Genomic DNA, 17,199 nt, shown 5'->3' with positions numbered 1-17,199 from the left:
CTGATCATGAAATAATATCAGGCCTTGTCATTCAATTTTAAAAACATAGACTTACCCATTGTTGAATCAGTTGAGGAAGTTCGTAATAATTTTTCAAGCCAAAACACTCAAATAGTAAACGCACCTCCTGGCGCAGGAAAGAGCACATTACTACCCCTAACCTTTCTCGGACAGGACTGGCTCAATGGGCAAAAGATATTAATGCTAGAACCAAGAAGGTTAGCTGCCCGAACGGTAGCCACTCGAATGGCAGAGTTGCTCGGAGAAAAAGCTGGACAAACCGTGGGGTACAGAATAAGGTTCGAAAACAAAGTTTCTGATCAAACGCAAATAGAAGTACTCACAGAAGGTATTTTGACACGAATGATTCACAGTGACAACTCATTAGAGGGGGTTGGAATAGTGATATTTGATGAATTTCACGAGCGTAGCATTCATGCCGACGTGGCTCTGGCACTCTGTAGAGAAGCACAACAAGTCCTTAGACCGGAGTTAAAAATCTTGATCATGTCTGCCACACTGGACATGCCCCAATTGAGCGGCATGCTACGATGCCCAGTAGTAAAAAGTGAAGGCAGACAATACCCCGTAGACATCAAGTATATGGGAGATACGGATATGGCTTTACTTCCCGAATTGACGGCCAGAGTTATCACACAAGCAGTAAAAGAAAATGAAGGTGATGTACTAGCTTTTTTTCCTGGGCAAGGAGAAATCAGAAAATGCGAAGAGATATTAAGGGGAAGGTTAAAGGGCTTTGCCATTCACCCCTTATACGGTCAATTGCCACATGGCAAGCAGATGGCAGCCATTCTACCAGACAAAAATGGTAAACGAAAAGTAGTATTAGCTACTTCAATTGCTGAAACCAGTTTAACTATAGAAGGAATTAAAATCGTGGTTGACACCGGATTTGGAAGGACTTCCAAATTTGACCCGAAGTCAGGACTGTCTCGTTTGCACACCATACAAATATCAAAAGACTCGGCTGACCAACGTGCTGGCCGGGCCGGCCGTTTGAGTGCCGGTGCTTGTTATCGCATGTGGTCGAAAGCCACTCAGGACCGTTTGGAATTACATGCCTCACCTGAAATTCTAGAAGTCGATCTTTCAAACTTAGCACTAGACTTAGCCAAATGGGGTATACTCGACCCTAATCAATTGACATGGCTCACTCCTCCTCCATCAGGCACGATGCAGCGAGCTTTAGCTTCCTTACATGAATTGCATGCGTTGAATAATGGTAGAATCACCTCCCATGGCGAACGTATGCATGCTTTACCATGCCACCCTAGAATAGCTCATATGCTCATCGAAGCGGAAGATCAGGAACTACTCCCTCTGGCTACCGATATCGCTGCATTGATAGAGGAGCGAGACCCCTTGGGTCCAGAAGCTGGGATCGATATCAATGAGCGAATCATTGTATTGCGCCGCTTAAGAGGTGAAAACCGACTAAGTAGAAAGTTCAGTCGAATAGAAAAAATCGCGGAGTCCTATCGTAGAATGTTTCAGTTGGAAGCATCAGATAATTCTCCAGTAGATGCTTATGAAACTGGCCTATTGCTCGCTCAAGCCTATCCTGAAAGAATAGCCTTTGCAAGACCAGGAAACAATGCCCAATTCAAACTATCCAATGGCAAAATAGCCATGGCTGGTCATCGTGATGATCTGGCTCACGAATCTTGGTTGGCTATTGCACATCTGGATGCTAGAGATGGCATGGGTAAAATATTCATGGCCTCTCCTTTGAACCCTAAAGACCTGGCCCCAATGGTCAAAAGTCTAGAGGTCATTAAATGGGATACTAAAGATGGTGGATTGATTGCCAATAAAGAGTTGAGGATTGGAAGCATCGTTTTGCAATCCGTACCACTTCCTGATCCAGACCCCGAACACCTGGAACAGGCCATTTGTGATGCTGTGAAGTCTGAAGGCCAACACCTTCTCAACTGGGATGATGACGTCATTCAATGGCAAAATAGAATACTTAGCTTAAGACGTTGGAACCCACAAGGAAATTGGCCTGATGTGAGCCAAACCTACTTATTATCTACTAATGAAGAGTGGTTGAAGCCTTACCTAAACAAGGTCAAAAAACCCGAAGACCTTAAAAAAATCAACCTCAAAGAGGTTCTGCACTACCACTTGCCCATTGAACAGCAAAGTCAATTGGATCAATTGGCACCTGAAAAAATAGAAGTGCCCAGTGGGTCAAATGTCAAAATTCAGTATTTCACTGATGGTGCTCCTCCAGTGTTAGCGGTGAGGCTTCAAGAGTTATTTGGCCTGTTGGAAACTCCCAAAGTAAACAATGGCACTACCTCCTTACTGATTCATTTGTTATCACCAGGTTTTAAACCCGTACAAGTCACCTCTGACTTAAAGAGCTTTTGGTCCGATGCCTATTTTGAAGTGAAAAAGGAGTTGAAAAGACGATACCCAAAGCACGCCTGGCCAGAGGACCCGCTAACGGCCCAGGCCCTGCGCGGTGTAGATCGATCCAAGAAGAAAAACTAAATGGTTTCAAACATTTCGTTTGTTGCCTTTCTTACTTTCGGAACGAATTGTGTTTGATCTGAATCTGAGCGATAACCCACGGGCACAATAATAGCAGAAGCCAGTCCTTTATCGGCTAATCCTAATATATCATCAAACCTATCATGCTCAAAACCTTCCATAGGACAGGCGTCAATTTTCAATTCCGCACAAGCGGTGAGCAAATTAGCTACAGCCAAATAAGTCTGTCTTCTGGACCAGTGAACCATATCCTTTGTATCCATGGCACTCACGGTATTTTTGATAAATGTACCGTAACCAGATATCCGATCAATAGCTACATCTTCTGCTTTGGCCTTTTGCTCAATGTAATTGTCAATCATGTCGCCTGACACATTCAGATAGTGACAAAAAACGAATACATGTGAACTATCTGTCAGCTGTCCTTGCCCGTAGGCTGCCTCTTTCAGTTGCTCCTTTATTTCAGACTTTTCTACTATCAACACTTTATATTGCTGCAAGCCATAAGAAGACGGCGATAGTCGTATCGCTTCTTTTAACAATTCCAGATTGTCTGAATTGACTTTTTTACTTGTGTCAAAATATTTGGTGGCGTATCGCCAATTGAGGTTTTCAATGAGTTTCATATCCTTTTAATTTTGTTTGCTTAATGGTGAGTGATTTACTTTTTGGGTAATCGATAATTTTTCATCAGAAAGTGCTCTTCGAATCCCAGCTGCTCATACAGCCCTTTACCCATGGCAGAAGCTTGTAGTGTAGCATACTCATAACCTTGTTCCAAGGCATTGGACAAAATGTTATGCATGACTAATCTGGCCAGTCCTTTGCGTCGCATACTGGGGATAACACCCATGGAATGAATGCCGACTACTCGATCCGTGTGATGTACCAAAGCAGTTCCAGCAGGTTGCCCCTGATACTTGATGATATAGAAGACAGTAGATGGATATGGGTGAACCAACTGACTAGAATTGATACGATAGCCAAAGGCCTGCTCAAAGTATGACACCCAGTCTGACGCCTGATCCAAATTTTTGACAGCTTCTAGTTCTAGTTCGCTATCCACAGGGTAGTCATTGCTCAATGCCATACCCATCCCAATGAGTTCGGAGGTTTGCTCCAACCCCACAGATTGGACGTCCAGTCCATCGTTCAACACATCCATATAAGATAATGTCAACGTGTTGGATGCCTCACTCATAATTTGTTCGACAAGTGGCAAATCTTCAACCTCCGCACCTTGAACGAACCAAATACGATTGGGCCACTCAGACTGGTTCACATCGACTATTTCCACATCCTGTCTTCTTTGATGTGCTTGTTCTTTTTGACCTACCGATCTCCATAATGATGTCAGGTTGTCAATATTTAAGCTTACTAACTCGTTCTTCATTTGTTGTTGATTAAAAAAATTCCGGCAATCATGGCCAATGCTCCCAATACTCTACGCGTACTCAGTGGTTCTTCAGGCAAATCGAACCACCCAAAATGGCCAGCAATCATTGCGAATATGATCTGACCAAACAACCCCAGTGATATCATGGACGAAACACCCAGTCGAGGAATGGTATAATAATACAGACTGATCCCGAGCAGACTGAAAAAACCACCAGCGAACCAAAGATGATAAGGCACTGTTTTTAAATCTGAAATACTTGGAAAATTGCGAACACTACCTACTACAAAGAGCAAAGCAAAAAAGGCACTTGTAAAGAAGGCCACTAAAGAGGCCAACAATGGATTTTTGAGTAACACCCCTAGCTGAGCATTCAGAGAGCCCTGAATAGCTAAAAATACGCCGCCTGTAAAGGCCATGCTGACTAATATAAATTGATTCATGCGGCTAAGGTAGAACGCTCAAATAGCCTACGCATTTACATATGTTGATAGCCTCAATTTTTTTTCAAATCTTTTCGTATACGGCTCAACTGAGTAGGTGTAACGCCTAAAAAAAGCGCAATTTGATGCTGAGAAACCCTATTTTCTAAATCAGGATAGTCTTTCAAAAATGTTAGATATCTCTCAGTGGCCGATTGGGTAGCAAAGGCCATCTGACGTTTTTCATTTTCTATGATCCATTTATCCTCCAGATACTTAATATAAAAATTCATCAGGTCAGGGGTTGAAAACACAAGGTCACGATACTTTGCAAAGTCAAAGGCAATAATCTTAGCATCCTCCAGACATTGAATGGAAAATTTCGACGGCGTACTTTTGAGCAAGGACACTTTGGATCCTGCCATATTACCAGGTAGAAAGAAATTTTTTATATGAACTTGACCTTCGCCTGATGGATATTGTGATATCAAAATACCCTCCAATACAAAATAGATTTTTCTAGCTACCTCTCCCATGTGGAGTAGAAAATCTCCTTTGGACAATTGCTGAATTCTACCAATCGCGCACACTTGATCAATGACCTGGGAGTCTATATCAACATATCGGGCCACCATATTGTGAAAGGCCTGAGATTCGTGCTTACTGAGTGAGTTCATGAGTTTTTGTTTTCAATTCAAATTTGCATCAATTACAAACAACTCGTTCTCTCTTATCTATTTTTCTTTAAACCTCATAAAAAAACCCCGGTTCCCCGAGGTTTATAAAATAATATGAGTTCTTGATTTTAATACTTTGCCATTTCGGAGTCTAGCTGATCAGCCCAAGCCAAGATTCCTCCTTTTAAGTTATAAAGGTTTTTGAAACCCAACTTTTCTAGCTGTACAATGGCATCTGCGCTACGCTTACCACTGCGGCAATGTACCACTACATCCACATCCGATCTGATATCATTCACATGATCTGCCACTTCCGCTAAGGGAATCAATTCTCCCTCTAGGTTGGCAATTTCATACTCATAACCCTCTCGAACATCAATCAATTGGAAGTCTTTCTTTGTAGCTTTCCATTGACTCAGCTCTTCTACGGTTATTTCTTTGACTTCCTTTTCTTCTTCCTTCTCTCCCAATCCACAGAAAACTTCATAGTCTATGAGTTCAGTCACTGCTGCTGTATTCTTGTTCTTGTGAATTTTCATCACCCGCGTCTCGAAGGACAAAGCGTCGAATAGAAACAATCTACCAGCTAATGGATCACCTACTCCACTTACTACCTTGAGGACTTCATTGGCCTGCAATGAACCGATGATACCTGGAAGCACACCAATGACTCCCCCTTCGGCACAACTCGGCACCAAACCTGGAGGTGGTGGTGTAGGGAACAAGTCACGATAATGCGGTCCATACTCACCTTCAGCATTCTTGTAATTGAAGACTGAAACTTGCCCTTCAAATCTAAAGATAGAAGCATAGACATTTACTTTATCTAAGATCACACAGGCATCATTCACCAAATATCTGGTTGGAAAGTTGTCTGTTCCATCAGCTACCACATCGTAGTCTTTCACAATGTCTAGCGCATTCTCAGAAGTCAGCATGGTATTATGCACGGTGAAATTCACATGCGGATTTAATTTTTCCAATCTTGCTTTTGCTGCTTCAGATTTTGGTTTCCCAACGTCATCCACAGTGAACAGCACCTGACGTTGTAGGTTGCTATCGTCTACAACATCAAAGTCAAGGATACCAATGTTGCCAACTCCTGCTGCTGTCAAATACAACAACAATGGACTACCCAATCCGCCAGTCCCTACAACAAGTACTTTGGCCTCTTTGAGCTTTCTCTGCCCTTCAATATTGAACTCTGGAATAATCAGGTGACGACTATACCGCTCGAGTTCTTCTTTTGAAAAATTTACTTCTGCCATGGGTTTGGGTTTATTGAACTCCTCCTGCTATCGCTGGAATGATACTGATTACTGAATTGTTATCTACTTTGGTGTTCTCATTTTCCAAAGCATTAATATCCTCATCTCCAACATAGATTCTGATGAACTGTCGAATTTTTCCTTCTGCATCAAAAATATGCTTGTTCAAATCAGGAAACTGCTTTGCCAAGTCTTCAACAGACTGCTGAACTGTAGATCCATTGGACTCCACAGAAGCCTGGTTGTTGGTGAATTTTCTTAAGGGTGTTGGTATAATAATATTTGCCATGATGCTATTTATTGCTCTTTAATAATTCTTCTTCAAATTTATTTTCTTCATTCAGTTGCCAAGAGGTTGTCTTCTCAACTTTTGTTTCATTTACCGAAGCAATGATGTACGAAAAAAAAGGTACAGCTTGTTTCAGGTCGTGCTCCGAAGGAATAGCTGGATGCAAGGGATGAGAATGATATATCCCCAAAAGTTCCAACTGATTGGCCAACGCATATTGTTCTGCCTTCATGTAATCCAAAGGATTGACCTCAAATCGTCTGCGCTGATCTCCTTCTTTGTTATTTTCTAACGGTCCGTACTCCGTCACTGTTTTTGTATTTCCTTCTGATTGACCGTAGAAAAAACCTACACATTCGTTGGGAAAGTCTGACAACGCATGCCGATGCATTTCCTCCAAAACTGCCTCACCTACTTGAATCTGTTTCTTCATATTAAAACAAAGACTTAATCACTTCACTGTATTTTTCAGCGTTATCCGGGAACAACGTTACTATGATGCCCTCGTCGATTTCTTCAGCTAATTGTAATGCACCTTTCAGGTTAGCTGCAGCAGACGGGCTAATCATCAAGCCCTCCTTCTTCGCTGCCAATTTTAAGGTCTCATATGCATCGAAAGTATCTACATTCATGAATCGATCTGCTAAGGACGGATCATAGATACCCGGTACTTTTGCGGTCTCCATATCTTTCCAGCCTTCCAATCCGTGTAAGGCACCGTCAGGTTGTAACGCAACCGTAGAGATTCCTTCATTAACTTCCTTCAGTCTCTTACTAATACCCGTAAATGAGCCAGTGGTTCCTAGACCAGTCACAAAATGTGTTAGGCTTCCATTTACTTTTGAGATAATCTCCTCACTTGTGGTCTCATAATGCGCCTTCCAGTTGTTTTCATTTCCATACTGATCAGCAAGGAAATACTTATCGGGCTCATTTTGAAACAACTCCAATGCCTTCTCTTGCGCCTCGTCGGTAGACCCAAACTTGGAAGTATAAACAATAGAAACACCAAGCCCTTTTAGTAACATCTTGCGTTCCCAAGAAGCATTTTCTGGCAAGCAGATCGTTACTGGTATGCCGAGGCGGGCTCCGATAGTAGCATACGCGATGGCAGTGTTACCACTCGATGCATCCAAAAGAATCTTACCTTGACCTAAGTCTCCGTTTAATACTGCCTGCTTAATGATGTTGTAGGCAGGTCTGGCCTTTACACTTCCTCCAAACTGCATCCATTCGAGTTTGGCAAAAATGCGAACTGATTTCTTAGGCGAGATGTGTTGCAACTCATACAGAGGAGTGTTTCCAATGTGATTTCCTAGAGCTAATACACTTTCAACAATTTCTGTTTCTTGACTGATTACCATTGTAGATATTGAGGTTTTAAAACGAAAAAGGCCTTACTCGAATTGAGAAAGGCCCTTTTTATATTTTTATCGTATGATATTTCTATAAATTAATAACTTTCCCATAAACACCAATTAGGTGCACAACAGCAACAACATGCCATCATCGCGTTTTGAATTGTGTTTATGGTACTTTTTGTTTTCAATGTCTGAATTTTGAATTCTTCAACGCAAGTTTCTTGGATAAGTTTATGAATTCATAATTTTTAATAAAAAAAATTAAGCAACTGCTAATAATTTAACGTTTTGGTAATCTAACCACACAGTTATTAACAATTTTAGAATCTTTTGATCACTCGACTAGCTATCTCGTCGCCAATGGCTAACGAGGAAGTAGCAGCGGGTGATGGAGCATTGCAAACATTGACAAAATGGTCATTTTCCAAAATATGAAAATCATCTAATAATCCACCAGACCGATCGCAGGCCTGGGCACGTACCCCTGCGCCTCCCGTTTCCAAATCACATTCTCTAATATCTGGAATGAGCTTCTGCAACGCCTTGGTAAATGCTGCCTTCGAAAATGAACGATACATTTCGCCAAAACCCGTCTTCCAGTATTTCATTGCTACTTTTTGAAAACCTGGCCATGCTAACGTTTCCAAAAATTCGGGTAAGTTAATATCTGACTTTGTATAACCTTCTCTCGCAAAAGCTAATACGGCATTTGGTCCAGCCTCTACTCCACCATTTATCATTCTGGTAAAGTGAACGCCCAAAAATGGGAAATTTGGATCGGGAACAGGGTATATAAGATTTTTCACCAAATGCTCACTAGATTTTTTGAGCTGGTAATACTCCCCTCTAAAAGGCACAATTTTCAGGTCTGGTTTGAGTGGTGTCATTTTGGACACCTTGTCAGAATAGAGTCCAGCGCAGTTCACAATTAGCTTGGCTTGGTAATCGTTGTTTGTGGTAACTACATCACTGGAAGAGCCTTGATGGTTGATTTCAACTACTTTTTCATTGTAGAATACTGACACCCCTAACTCAACCAACTTGCTTTCAAGTTTCTGGCAAACTTCTTTATAATCAATGATCCCGGTTTGAGGCACATAAATACCTTTGACACCAGTCACATAAGGTTCATGTTCTTTGATTTCTTCGGGTGTAAGCCATTGAAGGTTAGTCAAACCATTTTGCTCTCCTCTAGAAAAAAGTGTTTCTAAATAGGGTACCTCATGATCATCTGTGGCGACCACTACTTTTCCGCACAGGTCAAAATCAACACCTTCTTTTCTGCAAAAGTCTAGCATTAAGTCATAACCTTTAATACAGTTGGTCGCTTTGAGACTTCCAGGCTTGTAATAGAGTCCTGAGTGAATCACTCCACTATTGTTTCCAGTCTGATGATGCGCTGGACCAGACTCCTTTTCCAATATTGTGATGGTGAGGTTTGGAGATTGCTGTTTAATCTGCCAAGCGGTGGCCAATCCAACAATTCCTCCTCCTATTACAATAACGTCTTTCATAGTTACTCGCTAGTGAGTGGCGAAAATAGGCAATGAAAGATGTATTTCTAAATTGGCTTCTACTTTTTAGTAAAATTCAAAGCTAAGGAATTGATACAGTACCTTTGCCCAGTTTCGGTAGGGCCATCATTAAAGACATGCCCCAAATGTCCACCACAGTTTGAGCAAGTGATCTCGGTACGCATCATACCATGTGATTTATCGAATGACTCTTTGACTGCGGTCTTGTCAATAGATTTATCAAAGCTAGGCCAGCCGCAACCAGAATCAAATTTAGCCTCCGATTCAAAAAGTTCTTGCTGACAGCCAGCACACAAGTATTTACCTTCCTCTTTGTGGTCATTATATTTACCGGTAAAGGGGTGTTCTGTGCCCTTTTGTCTAAGAATGTAGTACTCCTCTTCAGAAAGGCTTTCTTTCCACTCTTCGTCTGACTTATCCATATTTATAAATTAAAATATACTCCCACCTCATAAGATGGATTGGCAAATATCAACTTTGCGGAGTAGACCGCCCCATAGTTGAAAGTGGCGCCAAACTGTTTGGTAATATTGTAAGCTATCTCATAAGAGTATCCGATATATTCAGCATTGTTTGAGAATATACTTGCTCCGTTTTCAACAGTTGAGTCACCATTTTGAAGAGAATTCAACCAACGCAATTTGTAAACCAAAATGAGTTTTTCCTTGATTACGGCTCCTAGCTCAAAATTGACTCGGGTCTCGTCAGAAAACCCATTGGTTCTATTATTGAACTCAGCACCTAAACTCACAAAGGTATTTACACTTCCAAAAGTCCTGGATGTGCTGGCTGTCAATCCTAATATTTGATTGAATTCGCCATCACCAGTCAACAAAGGAACTGTATTTACATCATTGGGGTCAAAGTCACTTTTTCCCAAAGGAAGACCTAACCACAAATGGGCACTCAGCACCACCGGCTTCCCCACGATTAATCCATATTTCAAACCAATATCAGTGTCTCCTATGGAATTTACCCCTCGACCAGGAATATCCACTGAACCGGTAGTTCCCGACACAACTTCATTATGAAAAGAACGGCTAAAGAAAGGAAAATAAATCTGACCATTTAAACGATCGGTAATTCCGTACTCTCCATAAAAACTGGTATTAAAAGTACCCATGGTTACATTCGGATCTGTCTCTCCTGTATCTGTATAATGTTTATCGGCAACAACCCACCATTGTCCTATTTTAAAGTATCCTTTTCCTTTGGCATGCACCCATCCGCCTCCGGCAATTGATTGAGTCGTAAACATTACCATTATCGATAACGCAAATGTGAGTTTTAAAAATTTCATAAATTAAGATTAGTCTAGGATTTCGCCGTGGCCAACTTTAACATTGAACGGTTTACAAAAGTACAAGAGATAAGCGTAAGTATCTGTGGTTAAGTTTTCTTGTAAAACACTATAATTATGTGCTCCAGAAAATACGGTAACCGCTCCAATTTCAAGTGCCCCACTAACCGTGCTGGGGTTATTTGATAGATATACGTATAAACCAGGCAATGCTTCAGAAGCCACATAATTATCAGCTATGGATATTTCTACGCCTCCTTCAATATTATTTACAACAAAGTCTCCACTCAACTCATAACTACTCGTCGTTGCAATTGTGCCCGATTTATCCCCGGAAGCCAACACAACCGTTTCATCAGCTGCTTCTACGGTGATCTTATCCATTACTTCATTATTTTCTATCAAAACCACTGAAATTACTGATTGCCCCATTTCTAGAGCCATAACCTGTCCATTTTCATCGATCTCGATTTTTGCAACGTCACTTGACTCCCATCTAACCTCAGTATTCTCAGGCATACCCACATTGTTCAGGTATCTATACATGAGATCGTAAGACTCTCCTACTTTGAGGCTCATGATAGGGTTTGTTATTTCAATTTGTTCAGGAACCAGATCATCTATAACATCTGTACCTATACATCGAGTAACAGCTAATAAAAAAAATAAAGCTTGAGAAATTCGTTTCATAGAATCTACAACAAAACAACTTGCAAAAAGTTCCAGGTACCGGACTACTCTTCCTGAAAGTGATGCCGCTGAAATATGTTTCCTGGAGTTACTCTAAAATTAGTAACTCCTCTAACGTTTTTACATTTCACTTCCAGATCATCAAATCCAAAAACATAGACATTCATCTCAACATTAAGATCAACGTTATGAGTAAATGCTTTTTTAAGTAAGCCCCAATGACTTTTGAAGTCATCCTTTTCCCTTCTCGTCATTTTCCCGACACTTTCATGGATGGTATTAGTGGAAATAAATGTTTCGTCCAGTTCAAGTTGGACTTCACCCATACTTGTATTCGATTCACTTAATGCCTGGTCGTAAATATGTTCTGCCAGCAAAGCATGGTTTTTAATTGAAAGTAGGCTTGATTTAATAGAATCATTTTTAAAATTATCATAAGGGAATTCGCGCTCTAGCCAAATATCGCTCACCTCAAGAACGGAAAAAAGAATGGTATCATAAACTGCCAAACTGTAGATACTTATAGGAACCAAAATCATGGTGAAATTTTGATGCTCCGTAAAATGCTTCACATAAATATCTACATCCTCACCAATTTTGACATCACTTCTTTTTAAATCAGCAGCCTCAGCATGGATATGCCTTTCCTTCTCCAAAAACTGATTAAGGAATTGTTTTGAATAGGCGAGTTTATGTACAATCTCCTCTACCTGTTCCAGGTGGTTTTCTTTGATATACTCTTCCATGGACTCCCCCACCTCTGCATATTTCTGCTGGCCTAGGGCTCCGGTGTAGGAAAAGTAACATCCAATAAGACAACATAAAATTCTCCAGCCCATCTATCAAATTGTTAGTACTACTCTTTAATCAATTCAGGATAAAAAATTGAATCTGATATATGATGTGAAATTAACAAAACATTACTTCCTTAGAACAAAGAAATAACGATTATACCTGAATGTTAGTTTGAATAAAGTACTTGACTATACAATTTTTAATGCCAACATACACTTAGTGTTATCACCACTAAGCTTCTCATCTATTTGCTTTGCTTGCTCTTTGAGTGGTTCTTTTGAGTAACCCTTTAGCATTTGTAAAAAGTTCTTTCCTTCTACCTTAGGATCATCTGAAGGTACTATTTGGTTGACCATTTCTTTCGAGACCATATAAATAGTAGAAACTTTATCAAAAGTCTTTTGTTCTATATTTCCGTCAAAATCATTGAGGTCGATAGCTTCACCAGCGCCTTTTACAGATTTCAATTCACCCCCATCCTGGGAACAATAAATATCTTGGTTAGCTCCAGAGTAGGTAACCTTTTTTGATTTGGCATCCACGGTAACTACGGCTATATCAAAAGAACCAATATCGCCGTGAGCACCGAAACGAGATTTAATTCTTTCTGCCAAGTTTTTTATGATTTCAGTTCCTTTTAATTTCCCATCTTTATAAACGATCTCGGTTAAACTCATATTAATATATGAATTCAAAGCAATAGCATTCATCTTAGAGTTGGCTCCATTATAAAATGCCGTAATAGATTTATCTCCGATACTACCAAACCAATAACCATGTTTGTTGGATTTGGTTTTATCATAAATAGCAAATCCATCCTTAAAAATCGCTTTTAGACTACCTTCATCAGGAAGGAATGAAAATGCCAGGTCAGCCGCATCTACTCCATCTTTACCAGACTTAGACTTATCTTCTAGATGCTTCTTCTCAAGTGCCTTGTCAAATTCAACCTTCAACTGATCCCTGTCCCAAGGCTTAACTAAATATTTATCTAATCCAAACTCGTTTACTGCTCTGATAATTGCACCGATATCACTAAAGCCAGTCATAATCATTCGAACGATACTAGGGTGTTTTGGAACTATCTTAGCTAACAAATCAACACCAGACATACGCGGCATCTGCTGATCCGTTATTATCAAATCAACTTTTTTATCATTCAATATTTCCAAAGCATCAAACCCATTCAACGCAGTGAAAACGTTGTAGTCTCTTTTAAACGCGTGTTGGAAAATTCTAAGATTTACTGGCTCATCGTCCACATACAATATACTGTACTTTTTAACGCTTTCCTTACGCTGTGGACGTTGTAATACTAATTCCATACTAACCTAATTTCAAGTTTTCTTCTTCTAAGATCTTATCATCTATTTCTAACTTCTTAGGTAGATTAATAATAAAAGTGGTTCCCACACCCATTTTACTCTCTACTCTAATAGTTCCTCTGTGTTTTTCTATAATACCGTGAGAAATTGACAACCCTAACCCAGTACCTTTACCAATTTCCTTGGTAGTAAAGAAGGGATCAAATATTTTGTCCTTAACGTCATCTGGCATCCCGGTTCCATTGTCAGAAATTCTGATCTCAATGGAATCTTCATCCAAATTAGTCGTTTTAATTTTTATCTCTCCAGTTTCATCAATCGCATCAATTGCATTATTGATTAAGTTAACAAAGACCTGATTTAACTGACCTGGAAAGCACTGAATTGGTTTCAATGTTTCATCCATTTCCTTAACAATCTCGGTCTTGTTTTTATATTTATTCTTCAATATCAAAAGTGCAGAATCAAAGCTCTCATTGATATCCGTTTCCTTAACTTCAGCCTCATCATGCCTTGAGAAACTTCTCAACCCATTTACGATTTCGGTAATTCTAACGATTCCGTACCGAACATCATCCAATAGTTCTTTACTTGAATCACTCAATTCGCTCAAAACATCTTCGTCCTCCTCTAATACAGCTGCATATTTTTTTATTTCTTCAAACGAATCCAAGCCAAGCACTTTTTGATAGTTTTCAATGAAGCTTTCTATCTCACCGAAGTTCTTGGTAAGTGACTGCACGCCACTTGATACAAAATTGATGGGGTTATTGATTTCATGCGCTATACCCGCAGTCAAAAGACCAAGTGAAGACATTTTCTCAGCTTGAACCAAATGAACCTGGGTGTTTTTCAGGTCAAGGTTCGTCTTCTCTAACTGTTCCTTAATTGCCTGCTCCTTTTTCAAAAGAACTTTCAAATTAACGTGAGCCTTTTTCAGTTTGTTGTTCATGGCCAACATTGCCTCGGAACTCTTTTTCAGTTGAATATTCCGATTTAAAATTGTCTTTTGCTGCTCGGCCAAATTTTGATTTTGCTCCCTAATTGTCTTACTATTATTATAAGTACGGAAAAAGGCTACCCCTAAAATAGCCAAAATGATGACAGTGGCCCCGATGGCCATAAAATACAACATCCTTGCTTGTCTGTCACTTTCTATTTTCTGTGCTTGGAGCTCTGTTTGCTGCCTTAATATTTCACGCTCCTTTTCGATTAACTCTAATCGCTTTTCCCTCTCCTCTTCGCTTAGCTTTTGAAGTTCAGCATCCAACTGAAGTCTTTCTAATTCCGCTTCGCGAGAACTAGCTTCAACGGTTTTTTCTGTTAGAAGTAACTCTTGTTTGGCTCGTTCCGCTTCCAAACGCTTCGCCTGCAATTCTTGAGCTTGGAGCTTGGCCTGTTGTTCAATGAGTTCTATATCCTTAAGCTTTTGCTGCGCTTGCAATTTCTCTCGTTCTTGGGCCAATTTTCTGTTTTCACTGGTTGAAATACGTGCTCTTGCTTCTTGTTCATAACTTTCAGCCAAATTCTCCTTTGCTCTGGATAATTTAGTCCGAACTTTGTCTGGGTCTCCGATTTGTAATCTTACAGCCTCATACATAGATCTATACTTGGCCTCTTGATCATCGTTGCCTTTCTCTTGGTTGACCAAGGCTAACATCCTATAAGTATCGAGTAGAGTAATCCTAGTATTTCTCTCTATTCCGATTTCTTCAGCCTTGTTCAAATTATTTGCTGCAATTCTCAAATCTCCGCGATCAATAGCCAATTCCGCCATTTGATTATAGTTGCGAGCCATTCCCTCGGGATTCCTTTTCTTTTCATTGGAAGCCAAAGCCATTTCAAAACTTTCAACTGCTTTATTATAATTTTCGTTGGATGCGTATGCTTTACCCAATGTTTCTAGGGACATGGTGTTTTGACCATCAATACTCACGGATATATTAGCAAACTTCAGAGCATTCTTGTTGTCTCCAGTTTTAATAAACTGTAAGGCTAAATTCCTTGTAGTATTCGAAAGGTTGGCATTGTTACCTTTATCTTTTATCCTTTCATAGTATGACAATCCATACTTGGTAGACTGTGCAGCGTTATTGATTTTAATATTATCAAGAAATAGCTGCTTTTGAGCCGAACTAACATAAGAATATAAACTTTCAGAAATAGCCAGTTTATGAAGGGTTTCGAACGTGGCAATAGATTTATCAAACTGATTAGAATTACTATAATTATATCCTAGTGCCTGTATTGCACTTGCTTTGTCTCTTTTCTTTCCAAGTTTTTCAAAATTAGAAATAGCTCTCTGATAATAATCACTTGCCTTTTCATAGGCTCCCATACTAGAATACGTATTAGCAAGAGCTAAATTTCCTTTCCCTAAGCTGGCTTGGTCATTTTGACGCTCAGCCGCAAGAATAATTGCGAGAAAAGAAGAAACAGCATTTTTATAGTCTTTCTTAGATAAGTAAATCTCACCAATAACCTCTCTAAACTGGATGATCAACTCTTGATTACCGAGAGACTCTGCTTGATCAAGGCCTAGAAGTGCATGACCGATGGCTCCTTCTAAATTTCCTCTTTTCTTATTGTAATTTGTCTTTTCAAGAAGGGAAACGGCCTCATTGTAACTTGCCTGCTGCGCAACTACAGTAAATTGACAACACATGATAAGTATCGCAAAAATGACCGCCGTAAATCTCATAACTTAATTTGCTTCGTTACTCTATCTATAGAGTTAATCTTTGGGACCGTAAAAATTAAACCTGAATATCAATTTTCCAATATTAGTCCAACTTTCATTGACTATACAAGTATGATCTTTTTACTGACATTTCAAAAAGATTATGGACAATATATAACCAATATTCGACCAATTCAACAAATCCTTCTATGAATAAACAGTAGATTTTGAAATGGACAAAAGTTCGAATATTTACTTAAACATAATAACTTGTATTATTCTAATATCAATTATTACCCCTTGAATATGACATTGTTGCTCAATTATAATCTTGTTTCTGAAGACTCATAAATTGATTTTTGATTTCTTCAGTAATTCACCTTATGTTTATTACTAATTATTAACCAAACACTATGAAACGCTTATTTATCCTACCGTTATTACTCATTGGAGTCATCTTCAACATCCAAGCTCAAGATGAATCAGAAAATATCACTTCTATAATTGATGACCTCACTGGAAAGTGGGATCAAGAAGCCCTCAACTTAGGCAAGTATGATGGACTAGCCGAATATTGTACAAATCGAAGTTATCGAGTAGAGATGGTCAGACTTCTCAATAAGATTCACCACTATGACACTGTTCTCTATAAAACTGTAAAAGCAAAGTTTGATGAAAATAGTGATGCCGAGGCGAAGGCAACACTAAACGACATTGAACATGTTGAAGAAAAATACACGACAAAAAATTTCCTTGACTTCCTTCATAAGGAATGTAATCAATTCAATGATGTAGAGAAAAACTACGGTAAAAAAGGTGGTAGTAAATACGAAAAAGAAACTGCTGCTCTTGAAAAAGAAGCTGGGAAATATATTCAAGTAATTACACAGCGCATCGATCTCATTGATGAACATGTACACCATCTGAAAGGCTTAGATTGA

Annotated in this window: 17 protein-coding genes; 2 read left to right on the top strand and 15 right to left on the bottom strand. The window is 39.5% G+C overall.

Annotation, left to right across the window (positions count from 1 at the left end; genetic code table 11):
* Positions 1-24: 24 nt before the first annotated feature.
* Entirely contained in the window at positions 25-2,520 is a 2,496-nt protein-coding gene (gene hrpB / locus ACO6S2_RS11410) for an ATP-dependent helicase HrpB (protein WP_422358680.1), read from the top strand.
* Here hrpB and ACO6S2_RS11405 read toward each other — a convergent pair.
* From ACO6S2_RS11405 to ACO6S2_RS11335, 15 genes are all read right to left on the bottom strand, one after another.
* Positions 2,517-3,146 (bottom strand): NAD(P)H-dependent oxidoreductase, encoded by a 630-nt coding sequence (locus ACO6S2_RS11405; RefSeq protein ID WP_422358679.1) that lies wholly within the window; start codon positions 3,144-3,146, stop codon positions 2,517-2,519. The two genes, hrpB and ACO6S2_RS11405, sit on opposite strands and share 4 nt — an antisense overlap.
* A 35-nt stretch (positions 3,147-3,181) precedes the next feature.
* Positions 3,182-3,913 carry a GNAT family N-acetyltransferase gene (locus ACO6S2_RS11400; protein ID WP_422358678.1) on the bottom strand — a complete coding sequence of 244 codons (732 nt, stop codon included), beginning with the start codon at positions 3,911-3,913 and terminating at the stop codon, positions 3,182-3,184.
* On the bottom strand, positions 3,910-4,359 hold the full coding sequence (locus ACO6S2_RS11395) for a DMT family transporter (protein ID WP_422358677.1): 450 nt from the start codon (positions 4,357-4,359) through the stop codon (positions 3,910-3,912). The genes ACO6S2_RS11400 and ACO6S2_RS11395 overlap by 4 nt, the downstream gene beginning before the upstream one ends.
* Before the next feature lie 53 nt (positions 4,360-4,412).
* Positions 4,413-5,015 carry a Crp/Fnr family transcriptional regulator gene (locus ACO6S2_RS11390; protein ID WP_422358676.1) on the bottom strand — a complete coding sequence of 201 codons (603 nt, stop codon included), beginning with the start codon at positions 5,013-5,015 and terminating at the stop codon, positions 4,413-4,415.
* Between the two features lie 128 nt (positions 5,016-5,143).
* Positions 5,144-6,283, bottom strand: a complete 1,140-nt coding sequence (gene moeB / locus ACO6S2_RS11385) for a molybdopterin-synthase adenylyltransferase MoeB (RefSeq protein ID WP_422358675.1) — start codon at positions 6,281-6,283, stop codon at positions 5,144-5,146.
* 10 nt (positions 6,284-6,293) lie between these two features.
* Positions 6,294-6,572 carry a MoaD/ThiS family protein gene (locus ACO6S2_RS11380; protein WP_422358674.1) on the bottom strand — a complete coding sequence of 93 codons (279 nt, stop codon included), beginning with the start codon at positions 6,570-6,572 and terminating at the stop codon, positions 6,294-6,296.
* Positions 6,573-6,576: 4 nt separating this feature from the next.
* The gene (locus tag ACO6S2_RS11375) at positions 6,577-7,005 is read right to left on the bottom strand and encodes a M67 family metallopeptidase (RefSeq protein ID WP_422358673.1); all 429 of its coding nucleotides are present in this window, start codon (positions 7,003-7,005) and stop codon (positions 6,577-6,579) included.
* 1 nt (position 7,006) lies between these two features.
* On the bottom strand, positions 7,007-7,936 hold the full coding sequence (locus tag ACO6S2_RS11370; protein WP_422358672.1) for a PLP-dependent cysteine synthase family protein: 930 nt from the start codon (positions 7,934-7,936) through the stop codon (positions 7,007-7,009).
* 317 nt (positions 7,937-8,253) lie between these two features.
* Positions 8,254-9,447, bottom strand: a complete 1,194-nt coding sequence (lhgO, locus tag ACO6S2_RS11365) for an L-2-hydroxyglutarate oxidase (RefSeq protein WP_422358671.1) — start codon at positions 9,445-9,447, stop codon at positions 8,254-8,256.
* Positions 9,448-9,506: 59 nt separating this feature from the next.
* Positions 9,507-9,890, bottom strand: a complete 384-nt coding sequence (gene msrB / locus ACO6S2_RS11360; RefSeq protein ID WP_422358670.1) for a peptide-methionine (R)-S-oxide reductase MsrB — start codon at positions 9,888-9,890, stop codon at positions 9,507-9,509.
* Between the two features lie 2 nt (positions 9,891-9,892).
* Positions 9,893-10,768: a hypothetical protein gene (locus tag ACO6S2_RS11355; RefSeq protein WP_422358669.1), complete on the bottom strand. Its 876-nt coding sequence runs from the start codon at positions 10,766-10,768 to the stop codon at positions 9,893-9,895.
* Positions 10,769-10,777: 9 nt separating this feature from the next.
* The gene (locus ACO6S2_RS11350) at positions 10,778-11,347 is read right to left on the bottom strand and encodes a hypothetical protein (protein WP_422358668.1); all 570 of its coding nucleotides are present in this window, start codon (positions 11,345-11,347) and stop codon (positions 10,778-10,780) included.
* 155 nt (positions 11,348-11,502) lie between these two features.
* On the bottom strand, positions 11,503-12,297 hold the full coding sequence (locus tag ACO6S2_RS11345) for a hypothetical protein (protein ID WP_422358667.1): 795 nt from the start codon (positions 12,295-12,297) through the stop codon (positions 11,503-11,505).
* Positions 12,298-12,441: 144 nt separating this feature from the next.
* Positions 12,442-13,578 carry a response regulator gene (locus ACO6S2_RS11340; RefSeq protein ID WP_422358666.1) on the bottom strand — a complete coding sequence of 379 codons (1,137 nt, stop codon included), beginning with the start codon at positions 13,576-13,578 and terminating at the stop codon, positions 12,442-12,444.
* Between the two features lies 1 nt (position 13,579).
* Positions 13,580-16,279 carry an ATP-binding protein gene (locus ACO6S2_RS11335; protein WP_422358665.1) on the bottom strand — a complete coding sequence of 900 codons (2,700 nt, stop codon included), beginning with the start codon at positions 16,277-16,279 and terminating at the stop codon, positions 13,580-13,582.
* A 392-nt stretch (positions 16,280-16,671) separates the two neighbouring features.
* Between ACO6S2_RS11335 and ACO6S2_RS11330 the strand changes: the two genes are divergently transcribed.
* Positions 16,672-17,199, top strand: a complete 528-nt coding sequence (locus ACO6S2_RS11330; protein ID WP_422358664.1) for a hypothetical protein — start codon at positions 16,672-16,674, stop codon at positions 17,197-17,199.

The sequence above is a fragment of the Reichenbachiella sp. genome, from assembly GCF_965233835.1.
Lineage (GTDB): Bacteria > Bacteroidota > Bacteroidia > Cytophagales > Cyclobacteriaceae > Reichenbachiella.
This window is presented reverse-complemented; position numbering and strand designations above follow the sequence as displayed.